15 protein-coding genes and 1 riboswitch are annotated in these 21,112 nt (G+C 71.8%); of the genes, 12 read left to right on the top strand and 3 right to left on the bottom strand.

Annotation, left to right across the window (positions count from 1 at the left end):
• Nucleotides 1-781: 781 nt before the first annotated feature.
• The 8 genes from HP445_RS17030 (at nt 782) to HP445_RS16995 (ending at nt 9,935) form a co-directional block, all read left to right on the top strand.
• Nucleotides 782-1,786, top strand: coding sequence for an aldo/keto reductase family protein (locus HP445_RS17030; protein WP_071405490.1), 1,005 nt, complete (start codon nt 782-784; stop codon nt 1,784-1,786).
• Nucleotides 1,787-1,976: 190 nt separating this feature from the next.
• A complete protein-coding gene (locus HP445_RS17025) occupies nt 1,977-2,501 on the top strand; it encodes a GtrA family protein (RefSeq protein ID WP_110865635.1) in 525 nt (174 codons plus the stop codon).
• Entirely contained in the window at nt 2,498-3,985 is a 1,488-nt protein-coding gene (locus HP445_RS17020) for a glycosyltransferase (RefSeq protein ID WP_128781255.1), read from the top strand. The genes HP445_RS17025 and HP445_RS17020 overlap by 4 nt, the downstream gene beginning before the upstream one ends.
• Nucleotides 3,982-5,970, top strand: a complete 1,989-nt coding sequence (locus HP445_RS17015) for an ArnT family glycosyltransferase (RefSeq protein ID WP_128781256.1) — start codon at nt 3,982-3,984, stop codon at nt 5,968-5,970. The genes HP445_RS17020 and HP445_RS17015 overlap by 4 nt, the downstream gene beginning before the upstream one ends.
• Nucleotides 5,971-6,311: 341 nt before the next feature.
• Nucleotides 6,312-7,136 (top strand): DUF4397 domain-containing protein, encoded by an 825-nt coding sequence (locus HP445_RS17010; protein ID WP_111111288.1) that lies wholly within the window; start codon nt 6,312-6,314, stop codon nt 7,134-7,136.
• Between the two features lie 97 nt (nt 7,137-7,233).
• On the top strand, nt 7,234-8,388 hold the full coding sequence (locus tag HP445_RS17005) for a family 8 glycosyl hydrolase (protein WP_128781257.1): 1,155 nt from the start codon (nt 7,234-7,236) through the stop codon (nt 8,386-8,388).
• Entirely contained in the window at nt 8,385-9,095 is a 711-nt protein-coding gene (locus HP445_RS17000) for a class F sortase (protein ID WP_164941238.1), read from the top strand. The genes HP445_RS17005 and HP445_RS17000 overlap by 4 nt, the downstream gene beginning before the upstream one ends.
• Before the next feature lie 45 nt (nt 9,096-9,140).
• Nucleotides 9,141-9,935: a polyprenol monophosphomannose synthase gene (locus HP445_RS16995; protein WP_111040190.1), complete on the top strand. Its 795-nt coding sequence runs from the start codon at nt 9,141-9,143 to the stop codon at nt 9,933-9,935.
• 105 nt (nt 9,936-10,040) lie between these two features.
• Here the strand turns inward: HP445_RS16995 and treZ are convergent, their stop codons facing one another.
• The 3 genes from treZ to glgX are packed head-to-tail and all read right to left on the bottom strand — an operon-like array spanning nt 10,041 to nt 16,521.
• A complete protein-coding gene (gene treZ / locus HP445_RS16990; RefSeq protein ID WP_111034036.1) occupies nt 10,041-11,795 on the bottom strand; it encodes a malto-oligosyltrehalose trehalohydrolase in 1,755 nt (584 codons plus the stop codon).
• On the bottom strand, nt 11,792-14,293 hold the full coding sequence (treY, locus tag HP445_RS16985; protein WP_128781259.1) for a malto-oligosyltrehalose synthase: 2,502 nt from the start codon (nt 14,291-14,293) through the stop codon (nt 11,792-11,794). Before treY ends, treZ begins: the two co-directional genes overlap by 4 nt.
• Nucleotides 14,290-16,521 (bottom strand): glycogen debranching protein GlgX, encoded by a 2,232-nt coding sequence (gene glgX, locus HP445_RS16980; protein WP_128781260.1) that lies wholly within the window; start codon nt 16,519-16,521, stop codon nt 14,290-14,292. The genes treY and glgX overlap by 4 nt, the downstream gene beginning before the upstream one ends.
• Before the next feature lie 128 nt (nt 16,522-16,649).
• Between glgX and HP445_RS16975 the strand changes: the two genes are divergently transcribed.
• The 4 genes from HP445_RS16975 (at nt 16,650) to HP445_RS16960 (ending at nt 20,946) form a co-directional block, all read left to right on the top strand.
• Entirely contained in the window at nt 16,650-16,970 is a 321-nt protein-coding gene (locus HP445_RS16975) for a hypothetical protein (protein ID WP_027464636.1), read from the top strand.
• 81 nt (nt 16,971-17,051) lie between these two features.
• Nucleotides 17,052-17,163: riboswitch (TPP riboswitch) on the top strand.
• Entirely contained in the window at nt 17,158-17,796 is a 639-nt protein-coding gene (locus tag HP445_RS16970; protein ID WP_027464637.1) for an ECF transporter S component, read from the top strand. Its footprint overlaps the riboswitch before it by 6 nt.
• A 2-nt stretch (nt 17,797-17,798) precedes the next feature.
• Entirely contained in the window at nt 17,799-20,369 is a 2,571-nt protein-coding gene (locus HP445_RS16965) for an ATP-binding cassette domain-containing protein (protein WP_217500033.1), read from the top strand.
• Nucleotides 20,362-20,946 (top strand): nucleoside/nucleotide kinase family protein, encoded by a 585-nt coding sequence (locus tag HP445_RS16960; RefSeq protein WP_241660460.1) that lies wholly within the window; start codon nt 20,362-20,364, stop codon nt 20,944-20,946. The genes HP445_RS16965 and HP445_RS16960 overlap by 8 nt, the downstream gene beginning before the upstream one ends.
• Nucleotides 20,947-21,112 lie beyond the last annotated feature (166 nt).

Raw genomic sequence — 21,112 nt, 5'->3', positions numbered from 1 at the left:
TGACCCGTACCGGGCTCGGTGGCCGACCGTGCCGCGGACCCGGAGCGCTTGGTCGGTCCCGATCGTCGTGACGTGCAACCGCTGATCGCGTTCGAGACGACGGGGGAGCGGGACGCCGATGATCGCTGCCGCAGTGACGTGACTGAAGACCTGATCGGGGCGGAGTCGAGGAGCGAGCGCCCTTGCGCGTTCATCCACGGACTCCGGTGGGAACGCTGATCGGATGCCGTGGAACGGGCGGACGAGATCTCGAGCGTCGAGTCGGCCACGCGAAACGCCTCTGTGCAGCGCATCCCGTACCCGGAACGAAGCGTCGCGGAGTGCCATCGGGAGTCGGCGTCTTGCGGTCATCTCCACAGCGTGACGGCGAACCGACCCCGAGGACGGGAGTCGGGCCTCCTCTGTGGACTGCTTGCCCGCTCTCGCCCATGTGGAGGGAAAGTTGCCCCCGCGAGCGGGCGAAACACCGCGCCCGCCGCCGACTGCACCGCGGTGTTTCGCCCGTTCGCGGGGTGGAGGCGATCGCAGGGAGCGCGGAAGTCGCAGCCCGGGGTCATCCGGGCGAGCGGGCGAAAGGTGTGGGTGGGCTGGCAAGAAGACCGTGGCATTTCGCCCGCTCGCGGATCCCGACCCCGATCCCGACCCGACCCCGACCCGACCCGACCCCGACCCGACCTGACCTCGGACCCGCCCCACGCACGCATCCGTCCCCCCCACCCACACCCCGACAGGCACTCGCGGGACCCCTCACGTGCGCGCTCACTCCAGTAGCGTCGGCATCATGGAATTCAGGTACCTGGGCAACTCCGGACTCAAGATCTCCGAGATCACCTACGGCAACTGGCTGACGCACGGCTCGCAGGTCGAGAACGACGTCGCCACCCAGTGCGTGCGGGCAGCGCTCGACGCCGGCATCACCACGTTCGACACCGCGGACACGTACGCCAACACCGCCGCCGAGACCGTCCTCGGCGAGGCGCTCAAGGGCGAGCGGCGCCAGTCCCTCGAGGTCTTCACGAAGGTCTACTGGCCGACCGGCCCGAAGGGGCACAACGACGTCGGCCTCAGCCGCAAGCACATCATGGAGTCGATCGACGGCTCGCTCGAGCGACTGCAGACCGACTACGTCGACCTCTACCAGGCGCACCGTTACGACTACGAGACCCCCCTCGAAGAGACGATGCAGGCCTTCGCCGACGTCGTCCGTCAGGGCAAGGCGCTCTACATCGGCGTCAGCGAGTGGTCCGCCGAGCAGATCCGCGCCGGTGCCGCACTCGCCAAGGAGCTCGGCTTCCAGCTCATCTCGAACCAGCCGCAGTACTCGATGCTGTGGCGGGTCATCGAGGGCGAGGTCGTCCCCGCCTCGAAGCAGCTCGGCCTGTCGCAGATCGTCTGGTCGCCCATCGCGCAGGGCGTCCTGACCGGCAAGTACAAGCCGGGTCAGCCCCTGCCCGAGGGTTCGCGAGCCACGGACGAGAAGGGCGGCGCGGACATGATCAAGCGGTTCATGCGCGACGAGGTCCTCGAAGCCGTGCAGCGCCTGCAGCCCGTCGCCGACCAGGCCGGCCTCACGCTCGCGCAGCTCGCGATCGCGTGGACCCTGCAGAACGAGAACGTCGCGAGCGCCATCGTCGGCGCCTCGCGTCCGCAGCAGGTCACCGACAACGTCAAGGCCGCCGGGGTCAAGCTCGACGCGGACGCCCTCGCGGCGATCGACGAGGCACTCGGCGACATCCCGGAACGGGACGCGTCCAAGAACGTGTCCCCGTCGTCGCGCCCCGCGTAGACGCAACCGACCGACGGACGGGAGGCCCGGTGCCAGCTGGCACCGGGCCTCCCGTCCGTCGTCCCCGCGCCCCTGACCACCGCAGCTGATGGATCGTCAAGATGAACGGCATGTGTCGCGCATCTGGCAGAGGCCTGGCAAGTCGCGTACCCCGCCCAAACCACCCAGCCACGCCCCCCGAATCGGGGGCATGACCCGAACTCGTACCCCCGTTCTGGTGTCACCCGACACCGGTGCGGTGCGGACCGTGCGCCCTGGCACGGTCCCGCGCCTGCTCGCCACCGCGAGGCAACTCGCGTCGTTCGGCACCATCGGTGCCGTCTGCTTCGTCATCGACCTGGGTGTCTACAACCTGCTCCGCGCCACCGTCATGTCGGACGGTCCCATCGCCGCGAAGATCGTGTCGGCCATCGTGGCGACCTCGGTCGCGTGGCTCGGCAACCGCTTCATCACCTTCCGTTCCCAGCGCCAGACCGGCCGCCGCGAGACCGTCCGCGAGGGGTTGCTCTTCGCTGCCACGAACCTCGTCGGCCTCGGCATCGCCGCTGCCTGCCTGTTCGTCTCGCACTACGTCCTCGGCTTCACGTCCACCCTCGCCGACAACGTCGCCGGCAACGGCGTCGGCCTCGTCCTCGGCACCGCGTTCCGGTTCGCCGCGTACAAGGCCCTCGTCTTCCGGTCCACCGACACACGTCCGAAGGGGTTCCCCGAATGACCATCTCAGCCGTGTTGCTGACGGCCGCAGGGCCGCTGCTCCAGCCCGACGAACGCCCCGGCACGACCGGGGACGTCCCGAATCGCGGGACCACGGACGTGCCGACGGGAGGCTCGGGGCAGCTCCCACAGGCCGCCTGGTCGCTGGGCGAATGGCTCGGCTACTCGACCCTCATCGCCCTCTCCGTGCTGCTCACGATCATCGCGTTGACCACGCTCTGGTGGATGCTGCACGCCTGGCGCTCCCGGGACGCGCTGAAGTCCACCAGCTTCAGCCAGACCCCGCGGCCGGCGGCGCACCGGTTCACGCTCCTGGTGCCCGGTCGGCACGAGCAGGACGTGATGGGGCAGACGCTCGACATGCTCGCGACCCAGGACCACCCCGACTTCGAGATCATCGCGATCGTCGGGGAGGACGACCCGGAGACCGACGCCGTCGTGCGTGCTGCGGCGGCTCGGCACCCCTCCCTGATCAAGGTCGTGGTGGACGACACCCTGCCGAAGAACAAGCCGAAGGCGATGAACCTGGCGCTCCAGCACGCGACGGGCGACATCGTCGGGGTGTTCGACGCCGAGGACGAGGTCTACCCGCGGCTGCTCTCCCTCGTCGACTCGCGGTTCCAGGAGACCGACGCCGACGTGGTGCAGGGCGGCGTCCAGCTGATGAACTTCACGTCGAGCTGGTGGTCGCTCCGGAACGTCCTGGAGTACTACTTCTGGTTCCGCTCGCGCCTGCACTTCCACGCCGGGTCCAAGTTCATCCCGCTCGGGGGCAACACCGTCTTCGTGACGCGCTCCCGCCTGGAGTGGTCGAACGGCTGGGACGCGCACTGCCTCGCCGAGGACTGCGAGCTCGGCGTGCGGCTCTCCGCCGACGGCGCGAAGGTCGTCGTCGCCTACAGCCCCGAGGCCGTCACCCGCGAGGAGACCCCGCCGACCTTCGCCTCGCTGCTCAAGCAGCGCACGCGGTGGAACCAGGGCTTCCTGCAGGTGCTCGGCAAGGGGGAGTGGAAGAAGCTGCCGTCCTTCCGGCAGCGGTTCTTCGCCCGCTACATGCTCACGATGCCGTTCATCCAGGCGGCCACCGGGCTGCTCATCCCGCTGAGCGTCCTGATGATCCTGTTCGTCAAGGTGCCGACGGCGATCGCCCTGGTGTCGTTCATCCCGGTCGCACCGACGCTCATGCTGCTGGCCGTCGAGATCGTCGGGCTGAACGAGTTCGGCCGACTGTACGGCGAGAAGGTCCGGCTCCGCGACTACGTGCGGCTCGTGCTCGGCCTGGTGCCCTACCAGGTGTTCCTCGCCGCCGCGGCGGTCCGGGCAGTCGTCCGGCACGCCAAGGGCCAGAACGGGTGGGAGAAGACCGAGCACACCGGCCAGCACCGCACCGGACAGGTGGTCGGCTTCGCCTCGGACCTCGACGGATCGGGCGCAGCGTCGTCCGACCGTGCGTTCGCCGGCACCACCACGGGAGGCACCCGATGACCGCCAGCATCACCGACACCACGGGCATCCCGATCCGGGGCGGCTCCACCGCCCACCGCACCGGCATCGGGGCCTGGTTCCGCCGGCACGCCGCCAGCCTGACGTGGTTGCTGCCCGTCGTCGCGGTGACCGTGCTCGTCCAGGCCTGGAACATGTCGGGCACACCGCAGCGCATCGACGACGAGGGGACGTACACCGCCCAGGCGTGGGCGATCACGAACCTCGGCGAGCTCACCCACTACACGTACTGGTACGACCACCCGCCGCTCGGATGGATCCAGATCGCCGGGTACACCGGACTGACCGGGGCGTTCGCGCGGTACCCCTTCGCGGTGGAGGCCGGGCGCGAGGCCATGGTGTTCTTCTCCGCCGTCTCGAGCATCCTGCTGTTCGTCCTGGCCCGACGGCTCGGTGCCGGACGGATCACCGCGGCCGCGGCCGGACTCGTCTTCGCGCTGTCACCGCTCGCGCTGCAGTACCACCGCACCGTGTACATCGACAACGTCGCGACGCCCTGGCTGCTCGCCGCGTTCGTCCTCGTGCTGAGCCGTCGCCAGCAGCTCGCCGGGTTCGCCGGTGCCGCTGCCTGCCTCGGCATCGCGGTGCTGTCCAAGGAGACCTACCTGCTCGCGTTGCCGTTCCTCATCTGGATGGCCGTGCGTCGCGCCGACAAGAGCACCCGCCGGTACACGCTCAGCGTCGCCGGGGCCGTGCTCGTGCTGATCGGCGGCGGGTACCTGCTGCTCGCCGCGGTGAAGGGCGAACTCGTGCCGGGCGCCGGGCGGGTCAGCCTGTGGGAGGGCGTCACCTACCAGCTCGGGTCGCGGACCGCTTCCGGATCGGTGTTCGACGGGGGCAGCCTGGCGAACGAGGCCGCCGCGCAGTGGTGGGCACTCGACCCGGTGTTCATCGTGCTCGGCTCGGTCGCCGCCGTCGTCGGGCTGTTCCTGCGCCGGGTCCGACCGATCGCCGCGATGCTCGTGTTCCTGCTCGCGGTGATGTTCCGGCCGAACGGGTACCTGCCGGTGCCGTACGTCATCATGCTCATCCCGTTCGCGGCGCTCCTCGTCGCGTACACCGCCGAGCGTGCCGTCCTGACGATCGCCGGTCGGGTCCACACCCGGAGCCGGTTCGGCCCGAGGGCACGGCGCGGCCTCGGCATCGCCTGGGCCGTCGTCACGGCTGCGGCGCTCGTCGTCGCGGTGCCGCTGTGGGGGACCCAGCTGCGCGGGTTCCTGCTCGGCAACCTCGACCTGCCGATGCAGCAGGCCGAGCAGTGGGTGGGCGACAACGTGCCGAAGTCCTCGCGTCTGCTGGTCGACGACGCCATGTGGGTCGACCTGGTGGACGACGGCTTCGCCCGGAACAACGTCGTCTGGTACTACAAGCTCGACACCGACGGAGCGGTGGAACGGCAGTCCCCGAACGGCTGGAAGGACTCGGACTACGTCATCACGACGGACTCCATGCGCACCGGCGGCAACTCGTCCACCGACGTGCGGCAGGCGATCGAGAACTCCACGGCCGTCGCGACCTTCGGCACCGGTGACCAGCAGGTCGAGGTCCGCCGGATCCACGCCGAGGGAGCCAGTGCCGCCGAGACCGCGATCACCCGGGCCACCGACGTCCGGAAGACCCTGGGGACCGAGCTCGCCTCGAACCCGGCCCTGCGTGCGGACGACGGCACGAAGTCGCAGTTCCGCGCCGGACAGGTCGACTCGCGGGCGATGATCGCGCTCGGTCAGGTGCTCGCCGACCAGGACGTGCGGGTCGACCGGTTCACCCCGCGCACCGGGGAGACCGGCCAGCCGTTCCGCACCGTCGTCCTGCACACGAGCGACGACGCCTCGGCAGCACGGGTCGCTCGGACCTTCGACGCCATGTCCCAGGCGTTCCGGCCGGACTCGGTCGAGCGCGAGGGAGCACGTCTCACGGTGACGTACGCCCCGGCCGACCCGACGACGACCGCGACGAGCGCCTCGTGACCCCCGATCGCTCGGCCGAGTGGGAGCTGGCCGAGCTGGCGTCCGGCGAGCGGGCGTTCCGCGAGCGGGCGTTCCGCGAGCGGGCGAAATGCCCGGAGGGCTCCGGCGTGGACCCTGGCATTCCGCCCGCTCGCCGGGGCGGCCGCGGATCCGTTCTCCGCGAACACGTCGGGGCGGAGCGCCCGCTGGACGAGCGGGCGAAATGCCCGGAGGGCTCCGGCGTGGACCCCGGCATTCCGACCGCTCGTCCGGAGGCCCACACGAACCGCACGACCCGCACGGCCCGCACCTCGACACGACACCCGCACGCCAACCGCACCTCGACCCGAAGGAGCACCATCATGACCGCACGCACCACGAACCGCCGCCGCACCGTCGTCGTCGGAGCGCTCGCCGCCACACTCGTCGCCGCGACGGTCGGGCTCGCCGCCCCGCAGACCGCCTCCGCCGCGACGGCCGACCAGGGCTGGCTCCGCGTCGGACACCTGTCGCCGGACACGAAGGGCGTCGACGTCGAACTGTCCAGCCTCGCCGGGGGCAAGACCGTCTTCGAACTCGACGACGTCACCTACGGCCAGGTCAGCCCCTACGAGAAGCTGCCGGTCGGCACCTACGTCCTGTCGATGCGCGCCGCCGACGCCCCGCGTTCCACCCCGGTCATCTCCACCGACGTCACCGTGCAGAAGGGCGACGCCAGCACCGTCGTCGCCTACGGCAAGAACGACGGGCTGAAGACGACCGCGTTCACCGACGACCTGCAGCAGCCCGGCGACGGCAAGGCGAAGCTCCGGCTCGTCCAGGCCGCCACCACCGCGAAGCGCGTCGACGTGCAGACCTCCGACGGCACCCCGATCGCCGAGGACGCCACCTTCGGCAGCGCCACCAAGTACGCAACGGTCGACGCCGGCAAGTGGTCGCTCGACGTCTCCGGCAGCGGCCAGCGGGGCACCGCCAAGGTCGACCTCGCCGGCAACACGGTCTCGACCCTGTTCGTCCTCGACGACAGCAAGGGCAACCTGACGGTCGTGCCCGTGACGGACGCCGCGGCGACCGCCGCCACCCCGTCCGGCGGTGTGCAGACCGGCGGTGGCGGCGCAGCCGCCGACCGACCGGTGACCGAGGCGGTCCACGCGGCCGTCGCGATGCTCCGTTCGCTGTTCCGCTGACGCCCCGGACTGGAGGCGCGGATCACGTGCGCTGAACGGCCCACGTGATCCGCGCCTCCCCTTCGACCCCCCACCATCCCCGGAGAGGCAGGCCAGCATGACCCGCAGGACCTGGATACCGGTCGCCGCTGTGGCGGCGGTCCTCGTCGCCGTCGTCGTCGCGATCGTCGCCGTCCGTCCCTGGTCGTCGAGCACCACGACCGCCGATCGCGGCACGGCGACCCCGACCTCGACCACCGCGCCCGACGGGGCGCGCTCACCGCAGCAGCTGCGGTCGGCGTTCCTGGACCGCTACGTCGAGGGCGGTCGCGTCGTCCGCACCGACCAGGGCGGTGACACCGTCAGCGAGGGGCAGGCGTACGGCTTGCTCATCGCCTACGCGAACGACGACCGTGCGCGCTTCGACGCGATCTGGGAGTGGACGAAGGACCACCTGCTCACGGGCGACGACCTGCTGGCGTGGCGGTGGACGTCCGACGAGGGCGTCGCCGATGAGCAGTCCGCGAGCGACGCCGACCTCGACGCCGCTCGTGCGCTCGTGCTCGCGGGGAAGGCCTGGGACGACGACCGGTACACCGCCGCGGGCAAGCGCATCGCGGCGGCGATCCTCCAGCACGAGACGGCCCGGACGGACCTCGGCACGATCCTGCTGCCCGGACCGTGGGCGGATCGGGAGCCCTACAGCTACAACACGTCGTACGCCTCGCCCGCGGCCTTCTCGGTGCTGGCGGACGCCACCGGGGACGACCGCTGGAACGCGCTGAACCGGGGTTCCCGCGCCGTGACGGCCGCCGTGCTGGATGCCTCCGATCTGCCCAGCGACTGGTCCCAGGTGCACGCCGACGGATCGGTGGACCCGATGCCGGCCGCCGGTGGCGACGGGCGCGTGCTCTACGGCTACGACGCGATGCGGACGCCGCTCCGGTACGCCGAGGCGTGTTCGGCGCCCGACCGGGAGCTCGCGGCGGCGCTCGCGCCCACGCTCGGACGGACGCCGCGCCTCGCCTCGCAGCTCGACCTCGGTGGCACCCCGGTGACGCAGGACACGAACGCGCTGGCCTACACCGCGCGGGCCGCGGCCGAGCAGGCCGCCGGTTCCTCCCGTGCGGCTGCCGCCGACCTCGAGCGGGCCGACCGCACGGCGGCGACCACACCGACCTACTACGGAGACGCCTGGTTGGCCATCGGTTCGACCATGCTGACCTCCGACGTGCTCGGGGGATGCGCCAGCGACGTGGGAGGCGGCTCGTGAGCGGCCGTCGGAGCGCCGGGCGCGTCTCGGCCGTCCGGCGCCGAGGCGTGGTGATCGGTGCCGTGGTCGCCGCCGTCGTGGTGGTCGGGGGCGTGGCCGGGGTGGCGGTCGCGTCGACCGTCGGCGGTGGCGCGTCGTCCCCGCCGCAGTCTTCGTCGTCTCCGTCGCAGTCGTCGTCGTCCTCGTCCTCGTCCTCTTCTTCGTCCTCGGGCTCCGGCACCGACGGGTTCCAGGACCCGGCCGCGCCCGAGGCCCGCTCGACGGCCACCCCGGTCAGCGTGTCGATCCCGGCCATCGGCGTGCGGTCCTCGCTCGAGGACCTGCACCGCGGTGCTGCCGGAGAACTCGACCCGCCCGTCGACTGGGACAGCGCGGGCTGGTTCAGCGACGGGATCGTCCCCGGCGAGGTCGGCCCCGCCGTCATCGCCGGTCACGTCGACAGCCCGACGAGCGCCGCGGTGTTCTTCCGGCTCGACGAACTGGTCGCCGGCGACGAGGTCCACGTCCGGATGTCCGACGGCACCACCCGCACCTTCACCGTCGACCGTTCCGAACGCGCCGCCAAGTCGGCGTTCCCGACGAGCGACGTCTACGGCCCCACCCCCACCCCGCAACTCCGACTCATCACCTGCGACGGCACGTTCGACACCGCCACCGGGCACTACACGGACAATCTGATCGTGTTCGCAGACCTCTCGTCGGATTGACCCACCAAGCCAGCGATACATTCGACTGCGAGCACGAGGAGCACCATGAGCGAGACCCTGGTCATCATCCCGACCTACGACGAAGCCGAGAACGTCCGGCCGATCGTCGAGCGCACGTTGGCCGCGACCGACGACTCCGTGCACGTGCTCGTCGTCGACGACAACTCACCCGACGGCACCGGCGACATCGCGGACGCCATCGCCCGCGAGACCGGTCGGGTGCACGTCATGCACCGCACCGTCAAGGACGGCCTGGGCGGCGCGTACCTGTCCGGCTTCGCGTGGGGCCTGGAACACGGCTACGCCAAGCTCGTCGAGATGGACGCCGACGGCTCCCACCACCCCGAGTACCTGCCCTGGATGCTCGAGCTCGCCGACTCGAACGACCTGGTGCTCGGCTCCCGGTGGGTCAAGGGCGGCAAGGTCGAGAACTGGCCCTGGTACCGCCTCCTGCTCTCCCGCGGGGGCAACCTGTACACCCGGCTCGCCCTGGGCATCGCGGTGCGCGATGCGACCGGCGGGTTCCGGGTGTTCACCTCGCGGGCGTTCGAGCGGATCGACCTCGCCGGGGTCGCGTCGAAGGGGTACTGCTTCCAGGTGGACCTGTGCTGGCGTGCCCTCGAGGCGGGTCTGCGGGTCGTGGAGACCCCGATCACGTTCACCGAGCGGGAGTTCGGCGTCTCGAAGATGAGCGGCAACATCGTGCGCGAGAGCCTGGCGCTCGTGACGAAGTGGGGCATCGACCGCCGGATCCGCGAGACCCGCTCCCTGGTGAAGGACCACCGCAAGCTGCCGTCCGTGCGGAAGAACGCGCACGCGGTCGCCGACCACGCGGGCTGACGCCGGGGACACACGAACGTCTGCACACACGAATGGCGACGGACCCAGGGGTTCGTCGCCGTTCGTGTGTGCTGCCAGCGGGTGGCTCGCGCAGCCCGCGGTCGGTTAGCGCAGCACGACCACGCCGCGGCCGCGGAACCGGACGACGCCGGCATCGACCTCGGTCGCGCCGAAGCCGTAGAGCTCCTCGCCCACGGCGTCGGGCACCGGGACCTCGGCTGCGTCGTCGGCGAAGTTCACCACGACGTGCACCGGCGCCACGTCGGGACCGAGCAGCCCGCGCGTGAGCACGAGCCAGCGGCGGTCCTCGCTGAAGCGGACGGCGTTCGCCTCGTAGCGGTGGTCGACGAACGCCTGGTCGGTGCGCCGCAGGGCGATGAGCACCCGGTAGGCACGCAGGATCGCCGCGCCGCGCTCCGAGCTGACGTCGGCCCAGTCGAGCTTGGAGTTGGTGAACGTCGTCGGGTCCTGCGGGTCCGGCACCGCTGACTCGTCCCACCCGTGCTCGGCGAACTCCGCGATGCGCCCTTCTGCGGTGGCCTTGCCGAGCTCGGGCTCCGGGTGCGAGGTGAAGAACTGCCACGGCGTCGAGGCCGCGAACTCCTCGCCCATGAACAGCATCGGCGTGAACGGCCCGAGCAGCGTCAGGGCCGCGGCGATCACGAGCCCCTCGTCGTCGAGCGTCGCGGCGAGCCGGTCGCCGGCGGCGCGGTTGCCGATCTGGTCGTGGTTCTGGTTCGCGACGACCAGGGCCGTCGCGGGGGAGGTCCCGCGGTCGATCGGCCGGCCATGCCGCTTGCCGCGGAACGACGACCAGGTGCCGTCGTGGAAGAAGCCGTCCTCGAGCACCTTCGCCAGCGCCGACAGCGGGGCGAAGTCGGCGTAGTAGCCGTTCGTCTCGCCGGTGAGCGCCACGTGCACGGCGTGGTGGAAGTCGTCCGACCACTGCCCGGCGAGGCCGTACCCGGCGGCCTCGCGCGGCCGGAACATCACCGGGTCGTTGAGGTCGGACTCCGCGATGAGCGACAGCGGACGGCCGATGAAGGACGAGTAGGCGTCGGTCTCGTCGGCCATCGACGCCAGCACGTGCGGGCGGGTGGTGTCGCGGATCGCGTGCACGGCGTCGAGCCGCAGCCCGTCGACGTGGTGGTCGCGGAACCACATGCGCACGTTGTCGAGCACGTACCGACGGACCTCGGGGTGCTCGACGTTCACCGAGTCACCCCAGGTGTTGCCGAGCCCGGCCAGCAGGTACGGGCCGTACAGCGGCAGGTAGTTGCCGCTCGGTCCGAGGTGGTTGTAGACGACGTCCTGGATGACCCCGAGCCCCAGCGCGTGCGCCGTGTCGACGAACCGGTCGTAGGCGTCCGGGCCGCCGTACGGGGCGTGCACGGAGAACCAGCCGACCCCGTCGTAGCCCCAGTTCCACTCGCCGTTCACGGCGTTGACGGGGAGCAGCTCGACGAACTCGACCCCGAGCTCGACCAGGTGGTCCAGCTTCTGGGCGGCGGCGTCGAGCGTGCCCTCGGGCGTGTAGGTGCCGATGTGCATCTCGTAGATCACGGCGCCGCGGGCCGGGCGTCCGGTCCACGACTCGTCGGTCCACGCGAACCGTGCGGGGTCGACGACCTCGGACGGGCCGTGCACGCCCTCGGGCTGGTACCGGCTGCGCGGGTCCGGTCGGACCGCGTCGTCGTCGCCGATGCGGAACCCGTAGCGTGCGCCGACGACCGGCATCACGGCGTCGGTGGACCACCAGTCGTCGTCGCCCTTGGTGAGCGGGTACTCGACGTCGTCGACGACGAGCCGGACCCGGTCCGGCTCGGGCGCCCAGACGGCGTAACGGTCGGGTGCGGTCATGCGTGACCCTCCAGGATGTCGATCTCGGCCTGCGCGTCGGTCTCGGTGGCGTCCGTCGTGCGGTCGGCGGCGGGCCGGGAGGCACCGCTCGCGTCGGTCACGGCGGTCACCGCGTCGGCGTGGCCGGCTGCACCGACCGCGTCGGCGGGCACGAGGAGCGCGACCGGGTAGGTGGTGAGCAGGTCGGCCAGCGGGATCCCGCGGTCGGCGGGGACGTGTCGGCCGGTGAGCAGGTCGATGCGCTCGACGGGGACGGCGTGCACCAGCGTGTCGCCCCAGCCGCCGACCCGGTCGAGGCCGATCGGCAGACGCGTCGCGATCGTCACGGCACCGCCGCGGTCGAACGCGATGACGTGGTCGGCCGCGCTGCCGGTGGCCTCGAGCTCCAGGTACCGGGTGAACAGCTCCGGGTGGTCCCGACGGATGCGCAGTGCGCGGGTCGTGACCAGGAGCTTCGCGGCACCGTCGATGCCGATGGCCGGCAGGTCCTCGGGGCCGTCGTCGTCCGGGCCGTCGAGCTCGGCGAGCACGTGACGCCGCTCGGCGTAGTCGACCGGACGACGGTTGTCGGGGTCGACGAGCGAGCGGTCCCAGAACTCGGTGCCCTGGTAGACGTCGGGGACGCCCGGGGCGGTGAGCTGGACGAGCTTCTGGGCGAGACCGTTCGACCACCCCGCGGCGTCGATCTGCTCGTCGAGGGCGTCGAGCACGGCGACCACGTCCGGGTCGTCGAACGCGGCGTCGACGATCGCGTGCATCTGCTGCTCGAACGCCTCGTCGGGCTCGGTCCAGGTGGTGCTGTCACCGGCTTCGCGGGAGGCCTTCTCGGCGTAGGCGTGCAGACGCTCACGGCTGGCGGGCCGGGCGCCGACGATCGCCTGCCAGAGCAGGTCGGCGAACACGCGGTCCTGCAACGGCACGAGCGACTGCAGACGCTCGAGCGTGGCGGCCCACTCGTCGCCGAGCTCGGCCAGCACGGCGATGCGGGCGCGGGTGTCCTCGCTGCGCTTGGTGTCGTGGGTGGTGAGCGTCGTCATGGTGTGCGGCCAGCTGCCGAGCCGTTCGCGCTGTGCCTGGTGGAAGTCCGCCACCGAGACCGCGAAGACGCTCGGGTCGCCGCCGACCTCGCTCAGGGACGACAGGCGCGAGGTGCGGTAGAACGCCGTGTCCTCGACGCCCTTCGCCATCACCATGCCGCTGGTCTGCTGCAGTCGGACCGCCGCGGCGTTCGTCGGGTCGACGAGTGCCGGTGCGATCCGGTCGATGACGTCGTCGAGGTCCGGGCGGGCCTCGGCGGCGCGCTCGAGCGCGGTGATGAGGTGGTGGGCGCCCTCGGGCAGGTACGTGCGGTACACGTCGAACGAGGCCACGATCTCGGCGACCGCGTCGACGATCCGCTCGTGCGTGATCGTCTCCGTCGCGGAGCTCGGCGCGAGCAGGCGTGCGAGCCGCTCGACCTCACTGCCGAGGATGCCGTCCGCGATGCCCCGTCGGGTGTCGTGCGTGAGCTGCTGCCAGTCGGTCGGTTCGGCGCCCGACGCCGCGGTCAGCGCCTGCTCGCCCGCGGGGTCGACGAACACGCGGTCGAGCACCCCGAGGGCGTCGTACCCGGTGGTGCCGTCGACCGGCCACGAGCTCGGCAGCTGCTCGCCGGGCTCGAGGATCTTCTCGACGAGGGTGTAGGCCCCGCCGGTCAGCTCCGCCAGGTCCTGCAGGTAGCCCGCCGGGTCGTACAGTCCGTCCGGGTGGTCGATGCGCAGGCCGTCGACGAGTCCGTCGCGGAACCAGCCGCCGATGACCCCGTGCGAGGCCGCGAAGACCTCGGGCTCCTCGACCCGGATCGCCGCGAGGGTGTTCACCGCGAAGAACCGGCGGTAGTTCAGGTCGTGGTCGGCGCGCTTCCAGTGCACGAACGCGTAGTGCTGGCGGTCGTGGACGGTCTCAACGGTGTCGCCGTCGTGCACCGTTCCGGGTGCGGTGGGGTAGGCGGTCTCGCCGACGCGGAGCACCGGACGCTCGGCGTCGGACGTGTCGAGCGTGATCGCGTCGAGCAGCCGGTCGTCGAGCACGGGGACGCGGAGCTTGCCGTCGCCGGCTTCCCAGTCGACGTCGAAGGCCCACGCCACGGGGGAGCCCTGCCCGAGTTCGAGCAGGGACCACCACCACGGGTTCGACTCGGGGGTCGCGACGCCGACGTGGTTCGGCACCACGTCGACGATGACCCCGAGGCCGACGGCGTGCGCGGCCTCGGCCAACGCCCGCATCGCCTGGTCGCCACCACGGTCGGTGTCGACCCGCGTGTGGTCGACCACGTCGTAGCCGTGGTTCGACCCGGACTCGGCCTGCAGCACCGGCGACAGGTACAGCCAGTCGGCGCCGAGGTCGTGCACGTAGTCGACCAGGTCGCGTGCGGCGTCGAGGTCGAAGTCGGCCGAGACCTGCAGCCGGTACGTCGACGCGGGGACGCGGTTCGCGGCGCCGGGCGTTCCGGCGGTCATCGGGCGGTTCCGCTCGGTGCGGTGGAACCGGCCGGGTTCACCGGGGTGACGGCGTCCTGCGGGGCGTCCGGTTCGGGGGCGCCGTCCTGCTCGGCGTCGACCGGGGTGCTCGTGACCTCGTGGTCGGGCTCGGCACGCAGCACGATCATCGACCGGGCGGGGACGTCGAGCGGGGTGCCCGCGTCGAGCACCTCGTCGCGGGCGCCGGGGTCGGCGGTGTCGATCCGGACGGTCCAGCCGGGGGAGTACTCCTCGGGCGGGAGCGTGAACGTCACGACGTCGTCGTGGGCGTTGAAGTACGTGATGAAGCCGACGTCGGTGACGCGCTCACCGCGGGCGTCGCGTCCGCGGATGCCCTCGCCGTTCAGGTACATGCCGACGCTCTTGCCGAAGCCGGAGTCCCAGTCCTCGGGGTCCATCGCTTCGCCCGAGGGGGTCAGCCAGACCACGTCGGGCAGCGGCTCGCCCTCGCCACGACGGACGGGACGGCCGTTGAAGTACCGGGTCCGGCGGAACGTGGGGTGGTCGTGCCGCAGCTTCACCACGTCGGCGGTGAACTGGACGAGGTCTTCGTCCGCGCTGTCCCAGTCGATCCAGCTGAGCTCGGAGTCCTGCGCGTAGACGTTGTTGTTGCCGGACTGCGACCGGCCGAGCTCGTCGCCGTGCGCGATCATCGGCACACCCTGGCTCAGGAGCAGGGTCGCCAGGAAGTTCCGGCGACGCTGCAGCCGCAGGGCGTTCACGGCCTCGTCGTCGGTCGGGCCCTCGGCGCCGGAGTTCCACGACCGGTTGTGGCTCTCGCCGTCGTTGTTGTCCTCGCCGTTGGCCTCGTTGTGCTTCTCGTTGTAGGCCACCAGGTCGTACAGCGTGAAGCCGTCGTGCGCGGTGATGAAGTTGATGCTCGCCTTGGGCGTGCGGCCGTCGTGCTCGTACAGGTCGGCCGAGCCGGAGATCCGGGAGGCGAACTCGCCGAGCGTCGACGATTCGCCGCGCCAGAAGTCACGGACGGTGTCGCGGTACTTGCCGTTCCACTCGGACCACTGGGGCGGGAAGTTGCCGACCTGGTAGCCACCGGGGCCGACGTCCCACGGCTCGGCGATCAGCTTGACCTGCGACACGATCGGGTCCTGCTGCACCAGTTCGAAGAAGGCCGACAGCCGGTCGACCTCGTAGAACTCGCGGGCCAGCGCCGAGGCGAGGTCGAAGCGGAACCCGTCGACGTGCATCTCGGTCACCCAGTAGCGGAGCGAGTCGAGGATGAGCTGCAGCGAGTGCGGATGCCCGACGTTGAGCGAGTTCCCCGTGCCCGTGTAGTCCATGTAGAACTTCTTGTCGTCATCGACCAGGCGGTAGTAGGCCGCGTTGTCGATGCCGCGGAACGACAGCGTCGGGCCGAGGTGGTTGCCCTCGGCGGTGTGGTTGTAGACGACGTCGAGGACGACCTCGATGCCGGCGCGGTGCAGCTCGCGCACCATCGTCTTGAACTCCTGGACCTGCTGGCCCTGGTCGCCCGACGACGAGTACGCCGAGTGCGGCGCGAAGAAACCGATGGTGTTGTAGCCCCAGTAGTTCGACAGCCCCTTGTCCTGCAGGGTCGAGTCGTTCACGAACTGGTGCACCGGCATGAGCTCGAGCGTGGTGATGCCGAGGCGCTGCAGGTGCTCGATGACCGCGGGGTGGGCGACGCCGGCGTAGGTGCCGCGCTGCTCTTCCGGCACGTCCGGGTGGGTCTCGGTGAGCCCCTTGACGTGCGCTTCGTAGATGACGGTCTCGCCGTAGGGCGTGCGCGGCGGGCGATCCCCCTGCCAGTCGAAGAAGGGGTTGATCACGACGCCCTTCATCATGTGCGACGCGGAGTCCTCGTCGTTGGTCGAGTCCGGGTCGCCGAACGTGTACGAGAAGAGCGACTGGTCCCAGTCGATCTCGCCGCTCGTCGCCTTGGCGTACGGGTCGAGCAGGAGCTTCGACGGGTTGCAGCGCGCGCCGGAGTCCGGGTCGTACGGGCCGTGCACGCGGAAGCCGTACTCCTGCCCGGGGCCGATGTTGGGGAGGTACGCGTGCCAGACGTAGGCGTCCACCTCGAGCAGGCGGACGCATTCTTCGTTGCCGTCGGAATCGAACAGACAGAGTTCGACGCGCTCGGCGACCTCGGAGAACAGCGCGAAGTTCGTGCCGCTCCCGTCGTAGGTCGCCCCGAGCGGGTACGGGTTTCCGGGCCAGGTGTGCAAACGGTCCTCCAGGTGTGGGTGCGGCCAACATATCGGCGGCGCTCGTCCGCGTCCGCAGACAAGCCCCAGCTGTGGATGCGTGATGCGCCCCGCGGCCTGTGGAGGAACGGACGAGTAGCGTCGCGCGCATGGCCAACATCGTCTCGAAGATCGCAGACCAGGTCCGCCCGCTCGGGGTCTCCACGAACTACGGAGAACCCGTCGAGGTCGGCGACCAGACCCTCATCCCCGTGTCCGTCAGCTGGTTCGGCTTCGGTGGCGGCGGAGACGACGAGAACGGTGGCGGCGGTGGCGGCGGCCTGTCGGCCCCCGTCGGCGCCTACGTCCGCCGCCCGGGCAAGGACCTCGTGTTCGAGCCGAACCCGATCTCGCTGATCGTCGTCGGCATCCCCTTCGTGTGGGTGGCCGGGCGTGTCCTCCGCAAGCTGGTGCGCGCGCTCAAGAAGTGACCACCTGACGGACGGGAGGCCCGTGGCGACGCCGCCACGGGCCTCCAGTCCGTCACGCGGTCGCGACCGCGTCTAGACTGCTGGCACACACACGGGAGTCCGGGACCGCCGGGCTGAGAGGGAGCGATCGGCGCTCCGACCGTCGAACCTGATCCGGATCATGCCGGCGCAGGGAGGAGTCAGCAGCATGCCTTCAGGCACGTCCACAACCGTCACCACCGCTCCGCGGCGATCGCTGCGTTGGCGGGTCGTCGACATCGTCGTCGCGAGTGTCCTCGCGGTGGCCCTCGGAGTCGTCTTCCGGCTCTGGGAGTTCGGCTACGAACCCATCAGCGCCGTCATGGACCTCGTGCTCCCCGGCACGAAGGCCCTGTTCGGCGGGGTCTGGCTGCTCGCCGGACCGATCGTCGCGATCGTCGTCCGCAAGCCCGGCGCCGCGCTCTACGGCGAGATGGTCGCCGCCTCGGTCGAGGCGTTGTTCGGCACCCAGTGGGGATGGCTCACGCTCGAGGCCGGACTCGTCCAGGGTCTCGGCGCGGAGATCGTCCTCGCGCTGTTCCTGTACCGCGTCTACCGCCTGCCGGTCGTCGTGCTCGCCGGTGCCGCAGCCGGACTCGCACTCGGCATCAACGACACCGTCCTCTGGTACCCGGGGCTCGACGTGGCCTTCAAGGTCGTCTACGTGATCTGCGCGGTCATCTCCGGTGCCGTGATCGCGGGGGCGGGCTCGTGGCTCATCGTCCGGGCACTCGCCCGCACCGGGGTGCTGTCGTCCTTCGCGGCCGGCCGCGAGCACAGCCGTCGCGAACCCCGCGCCCTGGTGTGACCGTGCCCGCTCCGTCGGCGACGTCCCCTTCCACCGGCGGCGACGCCGGCGCAGATGCCGGCGTCCGCGGGGCGCGCATCGTGTTCCGTGGCTGGAGCTGGCGGTACCCGGAGCGCGACGCCTGGGCCGTCCGTGACGTCGACCTGACCTTCTCGCCGGGGGAGCGGGTCGCCGTCGTCGGGCCGTCCGGTGCCGGCAAGTCGACGCTCCTGCGAGCGGTCGCCGGCGTGCTGCCCGACGAGCCCGACGCCTCGGACGACACCGCTGCTTCGGTACAGGGGACACTCCTGGTCGACGAGGCCGACCCCCGCGCGGTCCGCGGGCGTGTCGGTCTCGTCATGCAGGACCCCGAGGCACACACGGTGATGTCCCGCGTCGGCGACGACGTGGCCTTCGGCTGCGAGAACGCCGGCGTCCCCCGCGACGAGACCTGGGACCGGGTGCGGTCTGCGCTCGACGTCGTCGGCCTCGACCTGCCGCTCGACCGTTCCACCGCGCAGCTGTCCGGTGGGCAGCGGCAGCGGTTGGCGCTCGCGGGCGTGCTCGCGATGCGGCCGGGTGCGCTCGTGCTTGACGAACCCTGCGCGAACCTCGACCCGGCCGGCGTGGCGCAGGTGCACGACGCCGTCCGGGCACTGCTCGACGAGACCGGGGCGACGCTGCTCGTGGTGGAGCACCGGATCGGCACCTGGCTGGACCTGGTCGATCGGCTCGTGCTGCTCGAACCGGGCGGCGGCGTGGTCGCGGACGGCCCGCCGGCCCGGGTGCTGGCGGACCACGGCGAGGCGCTCACGGCGGCCGGGGTCTGGGTGCCCGGTGCCGAGCCGGGGCGTGGTTCGGCGCGGGTGCGGCAGCGTGCGCGCGGACGAGCGGGCGAAATGCCCGGGGCGTCCGGCGGAGCGACCGCGGCATTCCGCCCGCTCGGCGAGGGGGAGTCCGGCGCGGGGGAGCTCGGCGAGGGGGAGCGTGACCAGGGGACGGCGGTACTGCTCGAAGCCCGGGGGCTCGGCACGGCCCGGGCGAAGCAACCGGTCGGGAACGGGATCGACCTCGGGCTCCGGGCCGGGCAGGTCCTCGCCGTCACCGGACCGAACGGCGTCGGCAAGTCGACGCTCGGGCTGACCCTCGCGGGCTTGCTCACACCGGCAGCCGGTGAGCTCCGCGCCACGGACGCCCTCGCCGACGGCATCGGCACAGCGCCCCACGCCTGGACGAGCCGGGGACTCGCCGCCCGGATCGGCACGGTGTTCCAGGACCCCGAGCACCAGTTCGTCGCCCGCTCCGTCCGCGAGGAGATCGAGGCCGGCCCCCGAGCACTCGACGCGCCGGACGCCGCCGAACGAGCCACCGCGCTGCTCGACGAGTTCGGGCTCGCACACCTGGCCGACGCCAACCCCTTCACGCTGTCCGGGGGCGAACAACGACGGCTCGCGATCGCCTCGGTCATCGCGGCCCGGCCGCCGGTCGTCGTGCTCGACGAGCCGACCTCCGGGCAGGACCGTGCCACGTGGCATGCCGTCGTCGGTCGGCTCGGGGCCCTCGCCGACGCCGGCACCGCGGTGGTGGCGGTCACCCACGATCGCGATCTCGTCCGGGCACTCGACGCCGACGAGGTCGTGCTCGGGCCGGACGGCGCCCGGACCGTCCGGAGCGACCAGGGACCGTCGGGCGCAACCGCCCCGGAGACGGGACCGACAGCCGGAAGCCGCCCCGGGCCTCCAGACCGGACCGACACGGACGACCGCACGGCCGACCGGTCGGACACGGCGGACGCGGTGGACGGAACCGACGCGACGAACCCCGTGCGACGACCGCTGCCGGCCCGCGCGACCGGCATCCCCGGCGTCCAGCCGGTCGCCTCGCTGATCGGTGTGCTCGCCCTCGGCGTCTGCCTGGTGCTCAGCCTCGACGTCGTCTCCGCCGCCGTCGCCCTGGCCCTCGAACTCGCTCTGCTGCCGCTCCTGCGCCTGCCGGTCCGGACCCTGCTGCTCCGACTCGCACCGGTGCTCCTCGCGGTCCCGCTGACGACGGTGAGCATCGCGCTGTACGGCAGGCCCTCGGGCCGGGAGTGGTTCGACCTCGGGTTCGCGCACGTCACCGACGGGTCGCTCACGCTCGCGTTGGCGACCGCGCTCCGGGTCCTCGCGGTGGGGGTGCCAGCCATCGCGCTCTTCGTGCGGGTCGACCCGACCGACCTGGCCGACGGGCTCGCGCAGGTGCTCCGGCTGCCCGCGCGCTTCGTGCTCGGCGCGCTCGCCGCTGTCCGGATGATGACCTTGCTCGTCGACGACTGGCGACAGCTCGCGATGGCGCGACGCGCGCGAGGACTGGCCGACTCCGGACGGCTCCGCCGCGGGGCGACGATGGCGTTCGCGCTGCTCGTGCTCGCGCTGCGGCGTGCGACGACGTTGGCGGTGGCGATGGAGTCACGGGGGTTCGGTGCTCCCGGACGGCGGTCCTGGGCGCGGGTCGCACGGTTCGCCGGGCCGGAGTGGGCGATGGTGGCGGCGCTGGTCGGCATCGGCGCGGTGTCGATCGCGGTCGCGGTGAGCGTGGGGACGTGGCGTGCCTGACGCGGAGCGCGCAGCCGGCGCGACGGGCGGCGACCGTGCGACGGGCACCACCGCCGGTGACCTCGCCCCCGGCCTGGCCGCTGCAGCTGCCGGTGTCGCCGCTGCCACGGGCCGGCGCGCCGTCGTGCTCATCGACGGCCGGTCCGGCACGGGCAAGACCACCCTCGGAGCACAGGTCGCGGAGCAGCTCGGTGCGCAGCTCGTGCATCTGGACGACCTCTACCCCGGGTGGGACGGCCTGCGTGCGGCTGCCGACGCCGTGGTGACGGACGTCCTCGGAGCACCGAGCGGGTACCGGCGCTGGGACTGGGCGGCCGATGCAGCCGCGGACTGGGCGTCGGTGGACCCCGACCTGCCGATCGTGGTCGAGGGGTGCGGGGCGTTGTCGCGGGCGTCGGCACCGCTGGCGTCGTTGCGGGTGTGGCTCGAGGCCGACGACGCCGTGCGCTGGGACCGGGCGATCGGCCGCGACGGCGAGGTCTTCGCGCGCGAGTGGGACCGCTGGGCCGCGCAGGAGCAGGCCTTCATCGCCGCCGAGGACCCGGCCGCCCTGGCCGACGTGGTCCTGCGGACGTAGCGTGCCGCGGGCCAGCGGCGCCGCGCGGCCGACCGCCCGCGGCGCAGGCCGGCGGCGAGCATCGAGGTTTCGCGCTCAGCGACACCTCACGGCCTCCGGAAGGCGAGAACTGTCGCCCAGCGCGAAACGTCAGCCCGCCGCGCCCGCGCCGCCCGCGCCCGCGCCG

Source organism: Curtobacterium flaccumfaciens, from assembly GCF_013359815.1.
In the GTDB taxonomy this organism is placed as follows: Bacteria; Actinomycetota; Actinomycetes; order Actinomycetales; family Microbacteriaceae; genus Curtobacterium; species Curtobacterium flaccumfaciens.
This window is presented reverse-complemented; position numbering and strand designations above follow the sequence as displayed.

What these genes read in the sequence shown, in the direction of transcription:
- HP445_RS17030 (WP_071405490.1), top strand. Translation starts at nt 782, where the DNA reads ATGGAATTCAGGTACCTGGGCAACTCCGGACTCAAGATCTCCGAGATC.
- HP445_RS17025 (WP_110865635.1), top strand. Translation starts at nt 1,977, where the DNA reads ATGACCCGAACTCGTACCCCCGTTCTGGTGTCACCCGACACCGGTGCG.
- HP445_RS17020 (WP_128781255.1), top strand. Translation starts at nt 2,498, where the DNA reads ATGACCATCTCAGCCGTGTTGCTGACGGCCGCAGGGCCGCTGCTCCAG.
- HP445_RS17015 (WP_128781256.1), top strand. Translation starts at nt 3,982, where the DNA reads ATGACCGCCAGCATCACCGACACCACGGGCATCCCGATCCGGGGCGGC.
- HP445_RS17010 (WP_111111288.1), top strand. Translation starts at nt 6,312, where the DNA reads ATGACCGCACGCACCACGAACCGCCGCCGCACCGTCGTCGTCGGAGCG.
- HP445_RS17005 (WP_128781257.1), top strand. Translation starts at nt 7,234, where the DNA reads ATGACCCGCAGGACCTGGATACCGGTCGCCGCTGTGGCGGCGGTCCTC.
- HP445_RS16995 (WP_111040190.1), top strand. Translation starts at nt 9,141, where the DNA reads ATGAGCGAGACCCTGGTCATCATCCCGACCTACGACGAAGCCGAGAAC.
- treZ (WP_111034036.1), bottom strand. Translation starts at nt 11,795, where the DNA reads ATGACCGCACCCGACCGTTACGCCGTCTGGGCGCCCGAGCCGGACCGG.
- treY (WP_128781259.1), bottom strand. Translation starts at nt 14,293, where the DNA reads ATGACCGCCGGAACGCCCGGCGCCGCGAACCGCGTCCCCGCGTCGACG.
- HP445_RS16975 (WP_027464636.1), top strand. Translation starts at nt 16,650, where the DNA reads ATGGCCAACATCGTCTCGAAGATCGCAGACCAGGTCCGCCCGCTCGGG.
- HP445_RS16970 (WP_027464637.1), top strand. Translation starts at nt 17,158, where the DNA reads ATGCCTTCAGGCACGTCCACAACCGTCACCACCGCTCCGCGGCGATCG.